The sequence below is a fragment of the Streptomyces sp. NPDC059852 genome, assembly GCF_042731455.1.
Lineage (GTDB): Bacteria > Actinomycetota > Actinomycetes > Streptomycetales > Streptomycetaceae > Streptomyces.
This window is the reverse complement of record NZ_JBHWJK010000019.1, coordinates 70,124-88,596: the sequence shown is the minus strand read 5'-3', so window position 1 is coordinate 88,596 and position 18,473 is coordinate 70,124. Positions and strand designations below refer to the sequence as shown.

Sequence of the window (18,473 nt, the reverse complement as noted above, 5' to 3'; positions counted from 1 at the left end):
CGGCCTCGGTGCACGCCCCGCACGGGCCGGAAACCGGCCCTCCACTGCTTCTTCCGTGCCGTCACCGCACGGTAGGGCTGGTGCAAACGGGCCTCCCGGGCGGACGGCTCCGGCGCCGCCCGCTGAGATCCGACACCCGTGGTTCGGGCGTCGACCTGCTTGGTCTATGCCCTCGAACACCCGCTGCCATGCCGACGGGTACGACGGCACGCCCGTGAACTCCTCGTCACGTCCGCCCCCGCCCGCCGGGGCAGGGGTGCGGTGTCAGCCGCCGTAGCGGCGGTGCCGTGCGGCGTAGTCACGCAGGGCACGCAGGAAGTCGACCTTACGGAAGGCCGGCCAGAAGACCTCACAGAAGTAGTACTCCGAGTGGGCCGTCTGCCACAGCATGAAACCGGACAGCCGCTGTTCACCGCTGGTGCGGATGACGAGGTCGGGGTCGGGCTGGTCGCCGGTGTAGAGGTGACGGCCGATGAGGTCGACGCTGACGGACTCGGCGAGCTCCTCCATGGAGGTGCCCTTGTCGTGCGCCTCGGCGATCATCGAGCGCACGGCGTCGGCGATCTCCTGCCGGCCGCCGTATCCGATGGCCACGTTGACCAGTATCCCGTCGACGTGGGCGGTGGCCTCCTCGGCCTCCTTCAGCGTGGTCTGCATCGGGCCGGGCAGCAGGTCCGGCGTGCCGACGTGGTGCACACGCCAGCGGCCGTCGGCGGCGAGCGTGCGGACGACGTCCTCGATGATGCCGAGCAGGGGGACGAGTTCCTCCTGGGGGCGGTCGAAGTTGTCCGTCGACAGCAGCCAGAGGGTGACGACCTCGACGTCCGTCTCGGTGCACCAGCCGAGGAATTCCTCGATCTTCTCGGCGCCGGCCCGGTGCCCGTGCACGGTGGAGGAGCCCGCTGCCTTGGCCCAGCGCCGGTTGCCGTCCATGATCACGCCAATGTGCTTGGGCACCTGAGCGTGGTCCAGGTGGCCTTCCACCCGGCGTGCGTACAGCCTGACCAGCAGGCCGCGCAGCCTGTCGCGCAGGTTCACGTGATTGTCAGCCCCTCCGTACGGATGCGGTCCCCGCGCATGGAGCGTACCGGGGTTCGACGCGGGCGCGTCCCGGGGGATGGCCCCGGAACCGCGGGCGCGTCCCGGGGATGGTCCCGGGACAGAAAACGGGCCGGTCCGTGGGGGGGGAGACGGACCGGCCCGAGGGGGGGTTTCCACCATAACCCTTCGTAAGTGATGCTGCGTGCATCGGCACCGGACAACTACGCTCCGGAGTCGCCCGGCGACGGCCGGATGAGAGGGAAAACGATCCCTCGGGGCGGAATTCCGGCGAGACGCGCGCCCCTGACCAGGGAAGATGTGGACCGCATGGCCGGTAATGGCGGGTTTGGCCGGTTGTGCGCGCCGTTCGGCCGTCCGGGGGGTCATCCCTCCCAGGGGTGACCCCGGCCGCGAACGTCCGCTTGACGCACCGCGGGCGAGGCGGCGGCGGGTCGCAGCAGGGCAGGGCACCGCGCAGCCCCCTCCGCCGCGCGGTGCCACCGCGCAGCTTTGCTTACGCGAATTGCCTTGGTCTGAACTTACGTGAGAGCCACACGGAAAGCGAGCCGGTCCCCATAACGATGTGGGAAAGGTGAGGGTTCCTTGGATGCGGAGGCCGAAAGGCCCCTGAACCCCTCGGTTATGCGATTTGCACCGTTTGGGAGCAAGGGACCGTCTCAGGAGTCCGGCCCCGGCCCGCCCGGCTTGCGCGCCACGAAGAGATGGCGGGTGCTGTGGGCCACGAAGGGGCCCCCGGCCTCGATCCGCTCGTGCAGGGCACGCAACCGGAGGCGGTACGCCTCGACGGTGAAGCCCGGCACCATCCACACCACCTTGCGCAGGAAGTGGACGACGGCCGCGATGTCGTGGAACTCCACCCGCAGGGTCTCGGCGCGCAGTCGGGCGATCTCCAGCCCCGCGGCCTCCGCCTCCGCCCGCTCCCGGTCCGGATGCCGGGCGTCGCGCACCTCGTCCGGCTGGGGGCCGAGGAAGTACTCGACCAGCTCGAAGACGCTGCGCGGGCCGACGTGCTGGGCGAAGTAGGTGCCCCCGGGGCGCAGCACCCGGGAGATCTCCGCCCAGGGGGCCCGGACCGGGTGCCGGCTCGACACCAGGTCGAAGGCCGCGTCGGCGAACGGCAGCGGCGCGTCCTCCGGTACGGCGACGACCGCGACCCCGCGCGGAGCGAGCAGCGCGGTGGCCTCGGAGACGTTCGGCGGCCAGCCCTCCGTGGCGACGGTGAGCAACGGGGCCTTGGGCGCCCGTCCGAGGGCGAAGGCGAGGACCTCCCCTCCCCCGGTCTGCAGATCGAGCGCGGCGGTGGCGGCGGCCAGCCGGTCGGCCAGCGACACGGCGTACCCCCAGCTCGGCCGCTCCTCGGTGGCCCGCCCCTCGAACCAGGAGAAGTCCCAGCCCTCGGTGGGCACGGCGGCGCCCTCCGCGACGAGTTCCTCGAACGACCTGCTGCGCTGCCCCATGCGCTCATGGTGGCAGGGGTGTGTCAGTGGCCGCTGATAATTTCCGGCGTATGACGAACCCTGCGGAACCGACGGACCCGACGTACACGGCGGACGAGAAGGCCGTGCTCCGCGACAGCCTGGACCGGCACCGCGACGCGGTCCTGTGGAAGCTGGAGGGCCTGGACGACGAGGCGCTGCGCCGCCCGATGACCCCGTCGGGCACCTCCCTGCTGGGCCTGGTCAAGCACCTCGCCTCCGTCGAGTACGGCTGGTTCGTCGACAGCTTCGGCGGCGAGACCGAACCGCTGTGGTTCGACCCCTACAGCGACGAGGACATGCGGGCCGACCAGGGCGAGACGACCCGGCAGATCGTCGACTTCTACGGCCGGGCGCGGGCCGCCGCCGACCGTGTGATCGCCGACCGGCCGCTGGACGCGCTGGGCAGGCCGGCCTGGCGGGAGGCCGAGATGTCCCTGCGCTGGGTGCTGGTCCACATGATCGAGGAGACGGCACGGCACGCGGGTCACATGGACATCGTGCGCGAGCTGATCGACGGGGCGACGGGCGCGCGCCGGCCCGACTGACGCCCGCCCGCCCGATCAGGGGACCAGCGGGCGGACCTCCTCGGCGACGAACCGTACGAACCCCTCCGGGTCCGGCTCGTCGCCGGTCGGCTGCAGGACCACGGTGTCCGCCCCGGCCTCGGCGAACCGCCGTACGGCCGCGGCGACGGTGGCCGCGTCTCCGGCGGCTCCGAGGCCGGGCACGGACGCGACGCCCTCGGCGGCCAGTTCGGTCCGTACGCGCTCGGGGCCGTCGGGGCCGGTGGCGGCCAGCAGGTTGACGACGATCGGGTGCGGCTCGGCGCCGGTGCGCCCGGCCGCGCTCCGCCCCTCGTCGATGAGCTGCCGGGCTCCGCGCACGCCGTCGGGCGGGGTCGAGGCGGTCAGCAGCGTCCCGTCGGCGGCGGCGCCGGACAGCCGCAGCGAGCGGGGGCCGGTCACCCCGGCGAGGACCGGTGCCGGCCCGTCCGGCGGCCAGTCCAGGGCCACGTCGTCCAGCCGGACGTACCGTCCCTCGACGGTGAGGCGTTCCCCGCGCAACAGGGCCCGCAGCGCGTCGAGATGCTCCCGCAGCAGGGTCACCGGCGACTCGGCGCGGGCGCCGACCTGCCCCATCCAGTCCTGCACGCCGTGTCCGAGGGTGAGGAGGGGGCGGCCCGGGAACATCCGGTGCAGGGTGGCGGCCTCCATCGCGGTGAGCGCGACGTTGCGCAGCGGCACGGGCAGCAGGCCGACGCCGACCTTCACCCGCTCGGTCCACGCGAGGGCGGCCGCGGCGGTGGAGACACCTCCCTCCCGGAAGCAGTCCTCCCAGAGCCACAGCTCCTCCAGGCCCGCCCCGTCGGCGGTCTCGGCGACGGAGCGCAGCCGTTCGGGGGCGAGTTGAGGGCGGAACACCACGCCGAGTCCGGTCATGGGATCTTTCCTACCCGGGTAGCACGGGCAGGACAACGCGATGTCCGCGAGGGGCGGGAGGAGCCGCGATGGCTCGGCGATGGCAGGACGGACGGGGCACGCTGACGGTCCACGGGGAGCACGGCGAGGTGACGGTGCCCCTGGAGATCGCCGCGTCCTACCGGGCCCGGACGAAGGGGCTGCTGGGGCGGGACGCGATCGACGGGGCGATGCTGCTCACGCCGGCCGGCAGCGTGCACACGGTGCGGATGCGCATGCCGATCGACGTCGCCTACCTCGACCGGCACCTGCGCGTCCTCGCCGTCCGCACGATGCCCCCGGGCCGCCTGGGCCTCCCCCGCCTCCGCTCCCGCCACGTCCTGGAGGCGGAGGCGGGGGCGATGGCGGGGTGGGGGGTGCGGGCGGGGGTGCGGGTCGGTGTGGAGGCGGGCTGATCAGCTCCCCGTGCGGGGGAAGGAGACCTCGACCCTGCGGTTCTTCTTGCGGCCGGTCTCGGTGGCGTTGGAGGAGATGGGGTACTGCTCGCCGTAGCCGCGCACCTCGTAGGTGATCGTGGAGTCGTCCAGCTCGGCCTCCAGGACGCCCTGCACGGCGTTGGCGCGCTTGCGGGACAGGACGTCGCCGTGGGCCGCGGAGCCCAGGTTGTCGGTGAAGCCGAAGACGCGGATGCGGGTGGCGTTCTGCTTGCCGATCTCCTCGGCGATGGCGGCGATACGGGCCTTCGCCTCGCCGGTGAGTTTCGCGCTGTCCTTGGGGAACAGCACCTCGGCCTGGAGCGCGAACTTCACGTCGGCGTTGGTGTCCTCGCGGCGCTCCTCGCCGGCCTGGTCCTCGACGACCTGCTTGATGTCCAGCACCTTGGCGGCGGCGAGGGTGGCGCCCTCGGGCAGCTTGAGATCCGGGTCGTTTGCGTCGACCTCCACGGGCGCGGCGGCGGACGCCTCGGTGCCGGGCGGCACGACGGGGTCGTCGTCGGCCTCGGCGGTCGTGACGGTCAGGAGATTCGCGGCGATCATGACGCCGACCGCGGTCAGGGTGAGGGGGAGGCGGGTCATGGGCGGCTCATCCGGAGATCTGGATGGTGGCGGAGGCGAAGGTGGGGAGCTGGAGGCTCACCTCGCCGGTGCTGGCCGGCGGGGCCGGGAACTGCATGAACACAGGTACGGAGTCGCCGGCCTTGATGCGCGGCACGCCGGTCGTGGTCAGGGGGCGCCCGTCGGTGTCCCGCAGGACGTAGTAGCGCTTCTTGCTCCCGGAGTCGACGAGTGTGGCTCCGCCGAACGACGTCCCGTGCCGGACGATCTCCGTCTCGTCACCCGATGTGCGCGCCGAGAGGCGGGCCGGTTTGTCGCCGTCGTTCTTCAGCTCACCGCTCACGGTGACGAATCCGCCCGAGTCCCGTTGGACCGAGGTGATCCTGAGGATCAGTCCGTCCTCGCCCTTGAGTTCGGCGAGGAGTTCGTCGGTTCCCTCCTGCGTGCTCGGCTTGGAGCCACTGGGGTCCTTGGAGGCCGATGCGGGGCTACGAGGCTTCTTGCCGTCGTCGTCACCGCCTCCTCCGCAGCCCACCGCACCGAGTGTCAGTCCGGCCGCAACGGTCATCGCGACCATCCCCCGACCGGCCTTCGTAGAGAACCGCATGCTCATGCCCTGCTTCCTTCGTCACTCGTCGTTCGTTCCGTCGGCCAGGTGGACGTCGAACAGGTCCTCGGGTTCCGGAAGAGTGGTCGGGTCGTCCGGGTCCGGGTCCCAGTCCGTGTCACCGCAGTCGAGCCGCGGCAGCGGAAGCGGCTCGTTCTCGTCACCGTCGTCGCCCTCCTCGCCGGGGAGGTCGAACGAGCAGCGCGGTTCGATCACCGCTATGGCCGACGCGGTCGAGTGGAAGTTCTCGGTCCCGGGTACGACGGACTCGCCCACGGACTCCTGGGCGGTCACGTCGACCTTGTAGCCCAGCGGCCCCGAGGGGCCGCAGGCGTCCACGTCGGCGCGATTCTGCTCGGCCAGCTCATACGCGCGAAAACAGCCGTCGAGCACCGCGCTGTCGCCTTCGAGGATGTCGAGCCATTTGTCCGGATCGTCGATGGCCGACAGCCAGTCCCCCGCAAGTTGGTCACGCGTCTCCTGGGCCGCCGCCAGCGCCGCCGCGTCTGCCGCCGTCTGCGCGCCGTTGCGATTCACACCGGCCTGCCCGACGGCGAGATAGGCGAACGCGAGAAAGAGCAGGCCCCCCACCACCGTGATGTAGACGGGGAAGGCCTGCCCTGAGTCGCCCGGCGTGCGGCGCCGCCTCATCCCGTGAGCTCGTCGATCTGCTCCACGATGGCGTCGTAAATGGTCTGCCCGATGTCCGTCCCCGTGATCGCCAGCACGATCGCCACCACCACCGCGATGATGCCCAGGTACTCCACCGCCGTCTGTCCCCTGTCGTCCCGTGCGGTGCGGGAGCGCAGGTACGCGGCGGTCGCGTTGATCCAGTTGCTCATGGGGGTCCCCTCCGGTGTACGGCGATCGTTGAGCGCTCTGGGGAGAAACGTAGGCGGGAACGGCCGGAATGCCAGAGGGCCCTTGGGCCCAATTCCGCGCCATGACCGAAAACAGTCGTCGCGTCATCGCCCCTCAGCTCCGTCCTGACGGTGAACCGGGCGTCGTACCACGCCACTTGGCTGCGGCCTCCGCCCGGTTGGTGCTGTGAAGTTTGGCGAAGATGCGGTTGATGTGGTTCTTGACCGTCTTTTCGGTGATGAAACAGGTGGCGGCGATCTGCTGGTTGTTCATGCCCGACGCGATGAGGTCCATGATCTCCGCCTCCCTCCTGCTCAATCGGAACCGTGACCGGTACGACGACTGTGCCACAGATGGTTGCACTTGCGAAAGCGGTTCCGGAAAACTCCCTGCCCGCACGGCGCCTTCGGTGTTTGCTCGCGCGAGCAACGCGGCGACCGAAGGTGTCAGTGGGGCCCTGCCCCGCTTCACCTCCCGTACGGCCGCGACCAGTTCGTCCGCCGTGAACTCGCCGTACAGCAGGTAGCCGCGAGCGCCCCGCCGCAGCGCCTCGCGGGCCGTCTCCGGTTCGTCCGCGTACGTCAGCACCAACACCGGTGCCAGAGGCGTCAGTCGTGCCACGTCCACGCCCGGCAGGCGCGCGTCCAGCAACGTCGCGTCGGGGCGGTGACGGCAGGCCGCCTCCTGGGCCTCGTGGCCGTCGGCCGCCTCCGCCACGATCCGCAGGCCGGTGTGGCCGGACAGCAGGGCGGTCAGGCGGGCCCGCGCCGCGGGGTCGTCGTCCGCCACCACGATCCGCAGCGCCTCCTGCGCCGGAATGCCGGTCATGTGCCTCCCCCTACTCGCCCGTCAGCGTCCCGAAGTCCGTGCCGGACCCGAGCAGCAGGCCCGCGCCCAGCAGGATCAACGTCGCCGGGACCATGAAGGTGGTGATCATCAGCGTGGCCCTGGGCACCGCGCGGGCCGCCTTGCGGCGGGCGTTCTGCGCGTCGGTGCGGCGCATGTCCTTGGCGAGGGCGACCAGGGTGTCGACGATCGGCGCGCCCAGCTCCTCGCCCTGCTGGAGCGCGGTCACGAACATCGCCACCTGCTCGGAGTCGTTGCGGCGGCGCAGTTCCGCGAAGGCCTGGCGCCGGCTCATGCCGAGGTCCATCTGGCGCAGGGTGATGCGCAGTTCGTCGGCCCAGGGCCCCTCGTACCGGCCGGCGACGCGGTCGAGGGCCTGGCGGAAGCCGAGGCCGGCGCTGACCACGACGGCGAGGACGTCCAGGAAGTCGGGCAGGGTGCGTTCGATCTCGTCCTTCCTGATCCGGATGGCCGACCAGATGCCGACCTCCGTCCAGAAGGCGCCGAACGCGAGCAGGAGCAGAGCGACCAGCACTTGTCCGCGCAGCAGGAAGACGAGGAAGCCGACCGCGCCGAGGAAGCCGTACACGGCGCGCCGGGCCGCGTAGCGGTCGATGGTCAGGCCGCCGGGGTTGCCCGCGAGGTCGATCCTGCGGCGGTACCGGGCGACCAGCTTGGGGCCCATGAGGCGCAGTACGGCCGGGGCGTAGCGCATGCCCATGCGGTCGACGACGGAGTCCACGGCGCCGGTGCGGGTGGCGCCGACCTCCAGTGCGAGCGCCAGGTCGGCCGGCAGTTTCGTCTCCGCGCGGTACATGCGGACGCCGGCGAAGACGCCCGCGACGGCGAGGGCCATGGCGGTGGCGAGGAGGAGTCCGATTCCCATGTCCAGCCCCCTCAGACGTCGATCCGTGAGAGGCGGCGGATCAGCAGGAAGCCGAGCGCGTACAGCCCGAACGCGACGAGGACGGCGGCCTGGCCGAGCGGGCTGCCGGTCATGCGGTCGAGGGCGCCGTCCTTCACGCCGTTCATCAGGAACAGCGATCCGACGCCCAGCACGGGGACGGCGTACGACGTCATGCTGACCTGGGAGAGCTGGGTGCGGACCTCGCGCCGGGTCTCCTTGCGTTCCTCCAGCGTCTCGGTGAGGTTCCGCAGGGCGCTGACGACCTGGCCGCCGGCCCGGTTGGACAGGACCAGCGTGGTGACCAGGACGACGAGTTCGCGGGAGGGGAGGCGTTCGGCGAGTTCGCCGAGCGCGTCGTCCATGGAGGCGCCGAGGGCGAGTTGGTGGGAAACCTTGGCGAGCTCCTCCCCGGCCGGGGCCTCCAGCTCCTCCGCGGCGAGGCCGATCGCGGTGCGCAGGGCGAGGCCGGCGTGTGCGGCGTTGGCCAGGATGCGGGCGAGTTCGGGGAGCTGGTTGATGAACCGCTCGATGCGTTTCTGCCGCTGCCAGTTGAGGAACTGGACGGCGGCCCACACGCCGAGCAGACCGGCGATCGGCCCGAAGAAGGGGGCGAGGGCCGCCTGCCCGACGAGCCAGAGGCCGGCCACCACGGCCAGCATGGCCACGAAGAACTCGCCGGGGGTGACGTCCAGGCCGGTGGCGGCCAGCCGCAGCTCCAGACGCCGGCCCAGGCGGGTGCGGCGCAGCCGGCGGTCCAGGCCGGGGAACCGGCGGCGGCGTCCGCCCGCGCCGGTGAGCTGTCCGGTCGCGGACAGGCGTTCGACCAGGGCCTGCCGGCGGGCCCGGCCCGCGGCGTACGCCTGGACGCCCAGGACGGCCAGGACGCAGGTCAGCAGCGCGATGCCGGTGGTGAGCGTGATGCGGGTCTGCAGGTCCATGGGCGGGGTCCTACCTGGCCTCTCGGGTGGCGAGCTCGAGCGGGGACGCGGCGACGCCGAACGCCTGCGGGATCGGCTGGTTCGCCATGTAGAGCCGGTCGGCGGTGCGGCGTGGGAGCGGGTGGCAGGCGAAGGCGCCGTGGACGCGGCCGTCCGGGGTCATGGGCTGGGCGTTGAACCGGGCCACCGTCACCAGCCGGTACGGCTCCGCCCCGTGGCTGTCCAGGACGGCGATCTCGGTGATGCGGCGGGCGCCGTCCGGGAACCGGGTCAGCTGGATGATCACGTCGACGGCGCTGTTGATCTGGTCGTGCAGCGCCTCGAAGGGGACCGCGACCTCGGACATGGACGCGAGGGTCTTCAGCCGCATCAGGGCGTCCTCGGCGCTGTTGGCGTGCACGGTGGCCAGCGAGCCGTCGTGGCCGGTCGACATGGCCTGGAGCATGTCGAGGGACTCGCCGCCGCGCACCTCGCCGACGACGATCCGGTCGGGGCGCATCCGCAGGGAGTTGCGGACCAGGTCGCGGATGGTGACCTGCCCCTTGCCCTCGACGTTCGGCGGGCGGGACTCCAGGCGGATCACATGGGCCTGCTGGAGCTGGAGTTCGGCGGAGTCCTCGATGGTGATGATGCGCTCGGAGGACGGGATCAGGCCGGACAGGGCGTTCAGCAGGGTGGTCTTCCCGGTGCCGGTGGCGCCGGAGACGATGACGTTGAACTTGGCCTGCACGAGTCCGGCGAGCAGGAACACCATGGGTTCGTCGAGGGAGCCGAGGCCCGTCATCTCGTGCAGGGTGAAGGAGCGCGGGAAGCGGCGGATGGTGAGGGTGGCCCCGCTGAGGGAGAGCGGCGGGATGATGACGTTGACGCGCTCGCCGGACGGCAGCCGGGCGTCCACCATCGGGTTGGACTCGTCGACCCGGCGGTTCACGGTGGAGACGATCCGCTCGATGGTCTGCATCAGCTGGTCGTGGGAGGCGAAGCGCAGCGGCAGCTGCTCGACGCGGCCCGCGCGTTCGACGAAGATCGCGTCGGGGCCGTTCACCATGATCTCGGTGATCGACGCGTCCTCCAGGAGCGGTTCGAGGATGCCGAGGCCGAGCGCCTCGTCGACGACCCGGCGGATCAGCTGGGCGCGCTCGGACGTGGACAGCACCGGGCCCTCGCGGCTGATGATGTGGCCGAGCACCCGCTCCAGGCGGGCCCGGCGCTCGGCCGCGGCCAGCGAGCTCATCTCCGCGAGGTCGATCTCCTGAAGGAGCTTGGCGCGGTAGGTGGCGACGAGGTGTCCGTCCTCGCCCCGGCCGCCCTTCTCCTCGGGGGTGGTGATGCGTGACCTCAGGCTCATGGGGGTTCCTCGTTCAGTGGTCGAGCGGCATGATCGCGGTCTTCTCGGCGGGGTCGAAGTCCCAGCCGGGGACGATCGACGGGATCTGCACCGTCGCGGTGACGGAGACCTCGTCGCCGCCCATGACGGGCGGGCAGCTGACCTCCAGCCATTCGCTGACCGCGGCGGCGCAGGCCGCCTGCGCGCTCTCGTCCAGGGAGGCGGCGCGCGCGCCGGCCCGTGCCGCGGTGCCGGCCTGCTGGGCGGCGTAGGCGATCAGGCCGAGCTGGATGCCGGCCAGGGCGACGAGGATCAGCAGGGGGACGAACCCGAGGTACTCCAGGGCCACCTGGCCGCGGTCGCGGTGCTTCCTCCCGTACGCCATGTCAGTCCCTCCCCTCCTCCTCGACGGCCCCGGCGTGGCCGTCGACCGTGAACGGGAACCCGATGGAGCCGGGGAAGAGGACGGGCACCTCGAGGTGCACGTCGGCGGTGACCAGCCCTCCGCCGGTGCCGCACTCCACGTCGCCGGTCCAGGCACCCGGTAGATCCTCGAGGCCCGCCTCCTGGCATGCGGCGAGCCGGGCCCCCGGGTCCGCGGCCGTCCCCGCCCGGGCCGCCTCGTCGGCGGCGTGCCCGGCGAGCGTGTACGTGTATCCGACCAGGACGCACTGCCACAGAAGCACCAGCGTCAGCAGGATCAGCGGTGTCATCCCGAGGAACTCGATCGCGACCTGCCCGCGGTCTCCCCGCCGCCGCCTCACCGCCCTATCTCCCTGCGCCGCCGGAACGTCACCGCGGGCCGCTCTCCGCTCCGGACGGCCCGCTCCCCGCCCCTGGCCCGTCCGCCCCGCCGGGGGGCGGCGCTCTCGGTGCCGGCGACCAGGCCCAGTTCACCGGCGAGGGCCCACAGGGCCTGTTTCACGGTCGACTTGGCGTCCAGTTCGTGCACCCGGCCGGCGTCGACGGCGCCCTGCAGTTCCTTGTAGTTGGCGGGGACGGCGGTGGCGGCGACCGCGGTGCCGGTGATGCGCTGGATCAGGGCGGGCTGGATCTCCGCGTACCGGGTGTGCCGGTTGACGACGATCGTGGTCTCCTCGGCCTTGCGGATCTGCAGGCGGTCCCACATCCGGACGGCGCGCTTGGCGCCGCGCACCGCGACGACGTCGGGGGTGGTGACGAGGAGGGCGGCGTCGGCCGTCTCCACGGCGGCCGCGCTCGCGCCGCTGAGCTGGGCGCCGCAGTCGACGACGACCACCTCGTAGCGGGAGCGCAGCGCGCCGACGATGTGCCGGGCGGCCGTGTCGGTGACCTCCTCGCCGCGCTCCCCGTCGCCGGGGGCGAGGAGCAGGGCGACCCCGGTGTCGTGCCGGAACACCGCGTCGGCGAGGACGCGGGGCGAGATGTCCGTGATGGCGGCGAGGTCGGCGACCGAGCGGCGGAACTGGATGTCCAGGTAGGAGGCGATGTCGCCGGTCTGGAGGTCCATGTCGAGCAGGGCGGTGCTGCGCCCCGACGCCTGTGCGGCGAGGGCGAGCTGGATGGCGGTCAGGGTCGCGCCGACGCCGCCCTTGGCGCCGCTGACCGTGACGACGGTGCCGCCGGCTCCGCCGAACACGTCGGGTCCGGCGCCCAGGTGCCGCCGTACGCCCACCGACCACTGGGCGACGGCGTCGACGCGGCTGGCGAGTTCCTCGTAGTGCAGGGGCAGCGCGACCAGGCCGCGGGCTCCGTGGTCCATGGCCGCCTGGAAGAGGCCGGGGCTCGTGTCGGAGGTGACGAGGACGACGCCGACGGCCGGGAAGCGCAGGGCGACCTCGCGGATCAGCTCCAGGGCCGGGACGGGGCCGATGCGTTCGTGGACGACGACGACCTCGGGCAGTTCGTCGACGGACTCGGCGGCGAGGCGGGCGAGGGTGTCGACGAGCTGGGTGGAGTCGGTGACGGGGGCGACCGGCTCGGCGTCGGGGAGCTGGCTGAGCAGGGTGGTGAGGGAACGGACCGCGTCCGCGTCGCCGACGGCCGGGAGGATCCTCGTGGGCATGGGGGCCTCTCACTTGTCCTTGGCGAGTTCGTACGTGCGGTCCGACGGGGCGACGTCGGAGGCGGCACCGGGCGCCACCAGCGCGAGCCGCACCTCGTCGGCGAACGACTCGGCGTAGGTGATGCGCTGGGCGTCCACGGTCTTGAGCGCGAACGTGATGGGGACGGCCTCGACGGTGCGGCGGCCCCGGTCGTCGCGGTCGGGTTCCAGCGAGGTCAGGTCGCCGACGTCGATGACGCGGGCGTTGGCCACGATCAGCTTGGACTGGTCGGGGGCGCCGTCGCGTTCGCCCTTGAAGGTGGCGTACACGTTGACCATGGAGCCGGGAGTGATCTTCCCGGCGACGCCCGTCGCCGCGTCGATCATGATGGCGAGTTCCTGCTCGTCCGGCTTCAGGGCGGGCTGGTCGACGATCATGTCGCTCTGGAGGAGGGAGCCCTCCTTGAGCGTGGTGACGGCGATCTTGCCGCGGATGTCGCTCAGGTCGGTGACGGCATTGGGCGACAGCCAGCGCTCGGGCATCTCGATCTTCTCGAACTGGGCCGCGCCGAGCGGGGTGTAGGGCGCCACGTCACGGGTGAGCCGGTAGGCGGTGACCTCCGGCCCGACCTTGGACTTCACGTCGCTGATGACGGACAGCACGCCGGCGAAGGCGCCGAGGGCGCACAGGACGGACAGGAGCAGGAGTATCACGCCGCGGCGCTGACGGGAGTTCATGAACCGTGCAACCTCATTGGGGGAATCGGTCGGGGGCGGTCGGTGGGTCCGGCCGGGGCCGGGTCCTGGTCCGGTCAGCCTGCGCGGGCGGGCTGCTCGTGGGCGGGCGGGGTGGCGGAGCAGAAGACGCAGCGGTCGCCGATGAGGTCGATGCCGCACCAGTGGCAGGAGCTGCGCCGGACGGAGCCGACGAGCTGGTAGAGCACCGGCAGGCCGGGCAGGAAGGCGCAGAACTCGATGAGCTTGGCCGTCCCCCACCACGGGACGGACTCGGCGGGCAGCGCCACCTCGCGCAGGCCCTGCGCGCGCCAGGACGGGGCCAGCGTGCCGGCGACCCAGTCGGACTGGAGCTGTCCCTGGGCGACCAGCATGGAGGTGCCGAACTCCGGTCCGGGCAGGGTGACTCCGGGGGCGGCGCGGACCAGCTGGGGCGACGGGTGGGCGAGGACGCCGAACTGGCTGCCGGGCATCCAGGACCGGGCGTGCGAGCCGAGGTCGACGGGGACGCGGTCGAGCCTGGCGACGGAGCCGAGGAGCGCGCCCGCGTGCAGATAGTGGGTGAGGAGCCGGCCGGCCGAGGCGAGGATGCCGGGGCTGAGGTCGCAGGAGGCGAGCTGCCGCAGCTGGCGGGCGAGGACGGCGAGCGCGAGCGGGGGCAGCGCGGGTTCGAAGACGGCGATGCGGTCGCTCTCCAGGAGGGACCGTACGGTGTGCAGCCGCTGCCGGGCGCGCCGGGAGACGGCCTGGGAGCAGACCACGATCACATGGCCGTGCTGGTCGGTCAGGGACTGCAGATGCGTCAGCGACCGCTCCAGCGGCTCCCGTTCTAGGTCCGGGAGCACCACGGCGGGCACGGTCCGCTCGTCCTGCGCCGGCAGTGCCATGTCGGCACTGGTCACGGCAATGGCAGTTGGCACGCGTCGCTCCCCGTCTCCCCGCCCGGCCCCGGCGCTCCCGTGTCACTCCGGTGCACCGGGACGACTTCGTTGCGTGACTGTCCCTGCACTGTATCCACGGCTCGATGACCGGAGAACAGCGTTTCCGCAGCCGGGAGATAACTGTCCACCCCCAACTCCCGTCAAAACGGGGCAGGTCGCGCACACGAACTCTCCATGACCGGAACCTCTTGACAGTTGGATTGGTCTGGACCAACGTGTTTTGGCATGTTCATAAACAGATCCCGGGGTCTCCCCGGACGGCCGGCGCGCCTCTGGGCGGCGGCCGTGGCCTCCGCCCTCTCCCTGACGTTCCTGGGCGCGGGCCAGGCGTCCGCGGCGGACGTCAACAACGCGAAGAACGCCGGCTTCGAGTCCGGCCTCGGCAACTGGACCTGTACCGCGGGTAGCGGCACGACGGTCTCCTCACCCGTGCACGGCGGCGCGAGCGCGCTCAAGGCGACACCGGCCGGGCAGGACAACGCCCGGTGCTCGCAGACCGTGGCGGTGAAGCCCAACTCCACCTACACGCTCAGCGCGTGGGTCCAGGGCGGTTACACCTACCTGGGCGTCACGGGCACCGGCACCACCGACGTGTCCACCTGCACCCCGGACTCGGCGTCCTGGAAGCAGCTCTCGACGACCTTCACCACGGGCGGCTCCACCAGCTCGGTGACGGTCTACACCCACGGCTGGTACGGCCAGGCGGCCTACTTCGCCGACGACCTCTCCGTCTTCGGGCCGGACGGCGGCGGGGGCACCGACCCCGCTCCGACGGTCCCCGGCGTCCCGGGCGGGCTCAGCGTCTCGGGCCGCACCTCGTCCTCCGTCTCGCTGGCCTGGAACACGGTCTCCGGCGCCACCGGCTACAACGTGTACCGCAACGGCACCAAGGTGACGGCGGTCGGCGGCACCTCGGCGACGGTCACCGGCCTCGCGGCCTCCACGTCGTACTCCTTCCAGGTCACCGCCACCAACGCGGCCGGTGAGTCGGCGAAGTCGGCGGCCGTGACGGGGACGACCACGGCGACCCCGACCGGGCCCTCCCTGCCCAAGCACGCGGTGACCGGCTACTGGCAGAACTTCAACAACGGCGCGACCGTGCAGAAGCTGGCCGACGTGCCGTCCCAGTACGACATCATCGCCGTGGCCTTCGCCGACGCGACCGGGACGCCGGGCGCCGTCACCTTCAACCTGGACTCGGCAGGGCTCGGCGGCTACACCGTCGACCAGTTCAAGGCCGACGTCCGGGCCAAGCAGGCCGCCGGGAAGAAGGTCATCGTCTCGGTCGGCGGCGAGCGCGGCACGGTCGCCGTGAACGACTCCGCCTCGGCGGCGAACTTCGCGAACTCGGTGTACGCGCTGATGCAGGAGTACGGCTTCGACGGCGTCGACATCGACCTGGAGAACGGCCTGAACGCCACCTACATGACGCAGGCCCTGCGGTCCCTGTCGGCGAAGGCGGGCTCCTCGCTGATCATCACGATGGCGCCGCAGACCATCGACATGCAGTCGACGTCGAACACGTACTTCCAGACGGCGCTGAACATCAAGGACATCCTCACCGTCGTCAACATGCAGTACTACAACAGCGGTTCGATGCTGGGCTGCGACGGCAAGGTCTACAGCCAGGGCTCGGTGGACTTCCTGACCGCCCTCGCCTGCATCCAGCTCGAAGGCGGCCTGGCCCCCTCCCAGGTCGGTCTCGGCCTCCCGGCCTCCACCCGGGGCGCGGGCAGCGGGTACGTGTCGCCGACGGTCGTCAACAACGCGCTGGACTGCCTCGCCAAGGGCACCAACTGCGGCGCGTTCAAGCCCTCCCGGACCTACCCGGACCTGCGGGGCGCGATGACCTGGTCGACCAACTGGGACGCCACCGCGGGCAACGCCTGGTCCAACGCGGTGGGCCCGCACGTCCACGCCCTGCCGTAGGGAGGTCTCACCCCGCCGGACGGTAGTGGCCGAGCACCCAGGCCAGCTGCGGGAACCACTCCTGCAGCCTGGCCCGGGGCTTGGCCTCCACCACGCACTCGTAGAACCGGCCGTCCTGGTGGACCACGGCCACCATCAGCGCCTTGCCGTTCGGGCTCGCCTTGTAGTGGACGCTGCGGATCTCCGGCCAGCGGAACTCGACGGACAGGCCGTACATCTCGAAGACCACACCGGAGGCGTCCACGACGACCGCGTTGCGCTTGTCGACGGCCAGGAACTCCGGCCCCGCCGCCTGCTGCTGCGGCTGCGGCGGGACCGGCCCGTACCCCGGCTGCGCGGGGGCGTGCGGCGGTGGCGCGGGCGCCTGATGGGGCGCGTACTGCGGCGGGGGCGGGCCGAAGCCCGGGCCGGGTGCGGGTGGCTGCTCGCTCATCGGGGGCGTCCTGGTCCTCGTCCTCGCGGGATGCTCCGGAAAATTCCGGGTGCTGCGGTGAAACATTCTCCCCGCCCCACCGCATCAGTGAGGTGAGGGCCTCACCGCACAGCCAACAGGGGGACGTATGAGACAGCCGCGCGCCGACGAGTACGCGCGGTTCGCGGCGGCCAGGGCCGGGCATCTGTACCGCTCGGCCTGTCTGCTGACGGCCGGGGACACCCATCTCGCCGAGGACCTGGTGCAGGAGGCCCTCGGCCGGATCTACGTCCGCTGGGGCCGGATCTCAAGGGTGGACAACCCGGCCGGCTACGCGCAGACCGTCCTCACCCGCCTCTTCCTCGCCCACCAGCGCCGGCGCAGCAGCACCGAGCGGGCCACGGACACGCTCCCCGACCGGGCCTCCTCCGACGGCGGCCACGGCGACCTTCCGCTGCGCCTGACCCTGCTCCAGGCGCTCGCCCGGCTGCCCGCCAAGGACCGGGCGGTCGTCGTGCTGCGCTACTGGGAGGACCGCTCGGTCGAGGAGACCGCCGATGTCATGAACGCCAGCTCGGCCGCCGTGCGCACCCGGTGCACCCGGGCGCTGGGCCGGCTGCGCGAGCTCCTCGGCGAGGAACTCGGCGAGTACGCCGCCCGCTGAGCCCGACCCTCACCCTTCTCCGAGAAACGGTGGATCCGCCATGCCCGTGGAACACGACCAGGACCCCTTCGAGACCCGGCTCGGGCACGCCCTGCGCGACGCCGGCGACCACTTCACGACCGACCGCGCGGCCCTCGTCGACGGGGGGCTGGCCCGGGGCCGCCGGCAGCGGCTGCGCCGGCGTACGGCGGTCGTCGGCGGGGTTGCCGGGGTGGCGCTGGCTGGGGTCGGCGGGACGCTGCTCACCCCCTGGGACGACGGCGCCGCGCCTCGGCCCGGCACGTCCGGACGGCCCTCCGCGCAGGCGCCGGTGGCACCCGTCACCGGGCACGAGCTGCTCGAGTCGCTGGAGGGGCTGCTGCCCGAGGGCAAGGTGAGCGGGCAGGAGGCCAAGGGCGTGGCGGACGGAGCGCCGGCGCCGTACGCGCGTCTCGTGTTCGACGACGGCAAGGGGGCCGCGGCGGTCGTGGTCGGGCTGGACCGGATCGCGTTCGGCGGGCAGCACGCCCGTCAGACCGTCGACTGCCCCGACCGCACCCTGGTGCGGCACGACGCGTGTGTCTCCACCGAGCTGCCCGACGGCTCGCTGCTGAAGCTGTTCCAGGGGTACGTGTACGGCGACCGGCGCGCGAAGACCAAGCTGTGGTCGGCCGACCTGGTGACCCCGGCCGGGCAGCACGTCTTCGTCAGCGAGCTGAACGCCGCCGCCGAGAAGGACTCCCCGGTGACCCGGCCCGAACCCCCGCTGTCCACCGCCCGGTTGAAGAAGCTGGTGACGGCGCCGGTGTGGCGCGGCTACGTCGACTCGCTCCCTGAGGACCCGGTGGAGGCGCAGGAGCCGCCCGCCCAGCCGTCCGTGGACTCGGTGCTGGACACGTTCGCGGCCCTGCTGCCCCGGAAGGTGAAGGTCGTGGAGCGGGGCGAGGACTACTCGTTCCTCGTCCTGGACGACGGCGAGGGCCGCGGCTATGTGCAGGTCGACGTCCAGCAGAACATGGGCGACGTGGCCGGGGAGCTGTTCGGGGAGGGGTCCGAGACGCTGCCGGACGGGACACTGGTCGACTTCCGGGAGAACGGCGGCGACAAGGGCGTGCCCGGTGCCGTGATGTGGACGGTGGACTCCCTGCGCACCGACGGTTTCCGGGTCGTCGTCAGCGCCCTCAACGCGCCGACCCAGCACACCGCCCCGAGCCGCACGGCACCGGTCCTCAGCAAGGCGCAGCTGCGGAAGATCGCCCTGAGCCCGCAGTGGGACCGGTACCGCTAGGCC

At 72.1% G+C, this 18,473-nt stretch carries 22 protein-coding genes; 5 read left to right on the top strand and 17 right to left on the bottom strand.

Annotation, left to right across the window (positions count from 1 at the left end; genetic code table 11):
• Positions 1-264: 264 nt before the first annotated feature.
• A complete protein-coding gene (locus tag ACFV46_RS23600; RefSeq protein ID WP_361926380.1) occupies positions 265-1,038 on the bottom strand; it encodes an isoprenyl transferase in 774 nt (257 codons plus the stop codon).
• A gap of 680 nt (positions 1,039-1,718) precedes the next feature.
• A complete protein-coding gene (locus ACFV46_RS23595) occupies positions 1,719-2,519 on the bottom strand; it encodes a methyltransferase domain-containing protein (protein ID WP_385499550.1) in 801 nt (266 codons plus the stop codon).
• A 50-nt stretch (positions 2,520-2,569) separates the two neighbouring features.
• Between ACFV46_RS23595 and ACFV46_RS23590 the strand changes: the two genes are divergently transcribed.
• The gene (locus ACFV46_RS23590) at positions 2,570-3,085 is read left to right on the top strand and encodes a DinB family protein (protein ID WP_376729611.1); all 516 of its coding nucleotides are present in this window, start codon (positions 2,570-2,572) and stop codon (positions 3,083-3,085) included.
• A 15-nt stretch (positions 3,086-3,100) separates the two neighbouring features.
• Here the strand turns inward: ACFV46_RS23590 and ACFV46_RS23585 are convergent, their stop codons facing one another.
• Entirely contained in the window at positions 3,101-3,979 is an 879-nt protein-coding gene (locus ACFV46_RS23585; RefSeq protein ID WP_361926387.1) for an LLM class flavin-dependent oxidoreductase, read from the bottom strand.
• A gap of 68 nt (positions 3,980-4,047) precedes the next feature.
• Here ACFV46_RS23585 and ACFV46_RS23580 point away from each other — a divergent pair, with 68 nt between their 5' ends.
• Entirely contained in the window at positions 4,048-4,413 is a 366-nt protein-coding gene (locus tag ACFV46_RS23580; RefSeq protein WP_361926390.1) for a DUF192 domain-containing protein, read from the top strand.
• Here the strand turns inward: ACFV46_RS23580 and ACFV46_RS23575 are convergent, their stop codons facing one another.
• The 13 genes from ACFV46_RS23575 to ACFV46_RS23515 form a co-directional block, all read right to left on the bottom strand.
• Positions 4,414-5,034: an OmpA family protein gene (locus tag ACFV46_RS23575; RefSeq protein ID WP_361926392.1), complete on the bottom strand. Its 621-nt coding sequence runs from the start codon at positions 5,032-5,034 to the stop codon at positions 4,414-4,416. It lies immediately after the preceding gene.
• 7 nt (positions 5,035-5,041) lie between these two features.
• Positions 5,042-5,626 carry a hypothetical protein gene (locus ACFV46_RS23570; RefSeq protein WP_385499548.1) on the bottom strand — a complete coding sequence of 195 codons (585 nt, stop codon included), beginning with the start codon at positions 5,624-5,626 and terminating at the stop codon, positions 5,042-5,044.
• Between the two features lie 15 nt (positions 5,627-5,641).
• A complete protein-coding gene (locus ACFV46_RS23565; RefSeq protein ID WP_385499547.1) occupies positions 5,642-6,271 on the bottom strand; it encodes a pilus assembly protein TadG-related protein in 630 nt (209 codons plus the stop codon).
• Complete coding sequence (locus ACFV46_RS23560; RefSeq protein ID WP_055621778.1) at positions 6,268-6,462, bottom strand: Flp family type IVb pilin; 195 nt, start codon at positions 6,460-6,462, stop codon at positions 6,268-6,270. Before ACFV46_RS23560 ends, ACFV46_RS23565 begins: the two co-directional genes overlap by 4 nt.
• Positions 6,463-6,595: 133 nt before the next feature.
• Positions 6,596-7,309 (bottom strand): LuxR C-terminal-related transcriptional regulator, encoded by a 714-nt coding sequence (locus ACFV46_RS23555; protein WP_385499546.1) that lies wholly within the window; start codon positions 7,307-7,309, stop codon positions 6,596-6,598.
• Positions 7,310-7,319: 10 nt separating this feature from the next.
• Positions 7,320-8,213: a DUF5936 domain-containing protein gene (locus ACFV46_RS23550; RefSeq protein WP_361926406.1), complete on the bottom strand. Its 894-nt coding sequence runs from the start codon at positions 8,211-8,213 to the stop codon at positions 7,320-7,322.
• Between the two features lie 11 nt (positions 8,214-8,224).
• Positions 8,225-9,172, bottom strand: coding sequence for a type II secretion system F family protein (locus ACFV46_RS23545; RefSeq protein WP_361926409.1), 948 nt, complete (start codon positions 9,170-9,172; stop codon positions 8,225-8,227).
• A gap of 10 nt (positions 9,173-9,182) precedes the next feature.
• Positions 9,183-10,520 carry a CpaF family protein gene (locus ACFV46_RS23540; protein WP_385499545.1) on the bottom strand — a complete coding sequence of 446 codons (1,338 nt, stop codon included), beginning with the start codon at positions 10,518-10,520 and terminating at the stop codon, positions 9,183-9,185.
• Positions 10,521-10,533: 13 nt separating this feature from the next.
• Positions 10,534-10,884 (bottom strand): TadE/TadG family type IV pilus assembly protein, encoded by a 351-nt coding sequence (locus tag ACFV46_RS23535; protein ID WP_361926413.1) that lies wholly within the window; start codon positions 10,882-10,884, stop codon positions 10,534-10,536.
• A 1-nt stretch (position 10,885) separates the two neighbouring features.
• Positions 10,886-11,212 (bottom strand): pilus assembly protein, encoded by a 327-nt coding sequence (locus tag ACFV46_RS23530; protein WP_376729625.1) that lies wholly within the window; start codon positions 11,210-11,212, stop codon positions 10,886-10,888.
• Positions 11,213-11,259: 47 nt separating this feature from the next.
• A complete protein-coding gene (locus ACFV46_RS23525) occupies positions 11,260-12,543 on the bottom strand; it encodes a CpaE family protein (RefSeq protein WP_385499543.1) in 1,284 nt (427 codons plus the stop codon).
• Positions 12,544-12,552: 9 nt separating this feature from the next.
• Positions 12,553-13,260, bottom strand: coding sequence for a Flp pilus assembly protein CpaB (gene cpaB / locus ACFV46_RS23520; RefSeq protein WP_385499542.1), 708 nt, complete (start codon positions 13,258-13,260; stop codon positions 12,553-12,555).
• Between the two features lie 74 nt (positions 13,261-13,334).
• The gene (locus ACFV46_RS23515; RefSeq protein WP_361926828.1) at positions 13,335-14,144 is read right to left on the bottom strand and encodes a hypothetical protein; all 810 of its coding nucleotides are present in this window, start codon (positions 14,142-14,144) and stop codon (positions 13,335-13,337) included.
• A 279-nt stretch (positions 14,145-14,423) separates the two neighbouring features.
• On the opposite strand from ACFV46_RS23515, the gene ACFV46_RS23510 reads away from it, so the two are divergent.
• Complete coding sequence (locus tag ACFV46_RS23510; RefSeq protein ID WP_385499541.1) at positions 14,424-16,127, top strand: chitinase; 1,704 nt, start codon at positions 14,424-14,426, stop codon at positions 16,125-16,127.
• A 7-nt stretch (positions 16,128-16,134) separates the two neighbouring features.
• Here ACFV46_RS23510 and ACFV46_RS23505 read toward each other — a convergent pair whose 3' ends face one another.
• Positions 16,135-16,560 carry a hypothetical protein gene (locus ACFV46_RS23505; protein ID WP_385499540.1) on the bottom strand — a complete coding sequence of 142 codons (426 nt, stop codon included), beginning with the start codon at positions 16,558-16,560 and terminating at the stop codon, positions 16,135-16,137.
• Positions 16,561-16,687: 127 nt separating this feature from the next.
• On the opposite strand from ACFV46_RS23505, the gene ACFV46_RS23500 reads away from it, so the two are divergent.
• Positions 16,688-17,203, top strand: a complete 516-nt coding sequence (locus ACFV46_RS23500; RefSeq protein WP_385499539.1) for a SigE family RNA polymerase sigma factor — start codon at positions 16,688-16,690, stop codon at positions 17,201-17,203.
• A gap of 40 nt (positions 17,204-17,243) precedes the next feature.
• Positions 17,244-18,470 carry a hypothetical protein gene (locus ACFV46_RS23495; RefSeq protein ID WP_385499538.1) on the top strand — a complete coding sequence of 409 codons (1,227 nt, stop codon included), beginning with the start codon at positions 17,244-17,246 and terminating at the stop codon, positions 18,468-18,470.
• Positions 18,471-18,473: the final 3 nt, after the last annotated feature.

What these genes read in the sequence shown, in the direction of transcription:
- ACFV46_RS23595 (WP_385499550.1), bottom strand. Translation starts at nt 2,519, where the DNA reads ATGGGGCAGCGCAGCAGGTCGTTCGAGGAACTCGTCGCGGAGGGCGCC.
- ACFV46_RS23590 (WP_376729611.1), top strand. Translation starts at nt 2,570, where the DNA reads ATGACGAACCCTGCGGAACCGACGGACCCGACGTACACGGCGGACGAG.
- ACFV46_RS23585 (WP_361926387.1), bottom strand. Translation starts at nt 3,979, where the DNA reads ATGACCGGACTCGGCGTGGTGTTCCGCCCTCAACTCGCCCCCGAACGG.
- ACFV46_RS23580 (WP_361926390.1), top strand. Translation starts at nt 4,048, where the DNA reads ATGGCTCGGCGATGGCAGGACGGACGGGGCACGCTGACGGTCCACGGG.
- ACFV46_RS23575 (WP_361926392.1), bottom strand. Translation starts at nt 5,034, where the DNA reads ATGACCCGCCTCCCCCTCACCCTGACCGCGGTCGGCGTCATGATCGCC.
- ACFV46_RS23570 (WP_385499548.1), bottom strand. Translation starts at nt 5,626, where the DNA reads ATGAGCATGCGGTTCTCTACGAAGGCCGGTCGGGGGATGGTCGCGATG.
- ACFV46_RS23565 (WP_385499547.1), bottom strand. Translation starts at nt 6,271, where the DNA reads ATGAGGCGGCGCCGCACGCCGGGCGACTCAGGGCAGGCCTTCCCCGTC.
- ACFV46_RS23560 (WP_055621778.1), bottom strand. Translation starts at nt 6,462, where the DNA reads ATGAGCAACTGGATCAACGCGACCGCCGCGTACCTGCGCTCCCGCACC.
- ACFV46_RS23555 (WP_385499546.1), bottom strand. Translation starts at nt 7,309, where the DNA reads ATGACCGGCATTCCGGCGCAGGAGGCGCTGCGGATCGTGGTGGCGGAC.
- ACFV46_RS23550 (WP_361926406.1), bottom strand. Translation starts at nt 8,213, where the DNA reads ATGGGAATCGGACTCCTCCTCGCCACCGCCATGGCCCTCGCCGTCGCG.
- ACFV46_RS23545 (WP_361926409.1), bottom strand. Translation starts at nt 9,172, where the DNA reads ATGGACCTGCAGACCCGCATCACGCTCACCACCGGCATCGCGCTGCTG.
- ACFV46_RS23540 (WP_385499545.1), bottom strand. Translation starts at nt 10,520, where the DNA reads ATGAGCCTGAGGTCACGCATCACCACCCCCGAGGAGAAGGGCGGCCGG.
- ACFV46_RS23535 (WP_361926413.1), bottom strand. Translation starts at nt 10,884, where the DNA reads ATGGCGTACGGGAGGAAGCACCGCGACCGCGGCCAGGTGGCCCTGGAG.
- ACFV46_RS23530 (WP_376729625.1), bottom strand. Translation starts at nt 11,212, where the DNA reads ATGACACCGCTGATCCTGCTGACGCTGGTGCTTCTGTGGCAGTGCGTC.
- ACFV46_RS23525 (WP_385499543.1), bottom strand. Translation starts at nt 12,543, where the DNA reads ATGCCCACGAGGATCCTCCCGGCCGTCGGCGACGCGGACGCGGTCCGT.
- cpaB (WP_385499542.1), bottom strand. Translation starts at nt 13,260, where the DNA reads ATGAACTCCCGTCAGCGCCGCGGCGTGATACTCCTGCTCCTGTCCGTC.
- ACFV46_RS23515 (WP_361926828.1), bottom strand. Translation starts at nt 14,144, where the DNA reads ATGGCACTGCCGGCGCAGGACGAGCGGACCGTGCCCGCCGTGGTGCTC.
- ACFV46_RS23510 (WP_385499541.1), top strand. Translation starts at nt 14,424, where the DNA reads ATGTTCATAAACAGATCCCGGGGTCTCCCCGGACGGCCGGCGCGCCTC.
- ACFV46_RS23505 (WP_385499540.1), bottom strand. Translation starts at nt 16,560, where the DNA reads ATGAGCGAGCAGCCACCCGCACCCGGCCCGGGCTTCGGCCCGCCCCCG.
- ACFV46_RS23500 (WP_385499539.1), top strand. Translation starts at nt 16,688, where the DNA reads ATGAGACAGCCGCGCGCCGACGAGTACGCGCGGTTCGCGGCGGCCAGG.
- ACFV46_RS23495 (WP_385499538.1), top strand. Translation starts at nt 17,244, where the DNA reads ATGCCCGTGGAACACGACCAGGACCCCTTCGAGACCCGGCTCGGGCAC.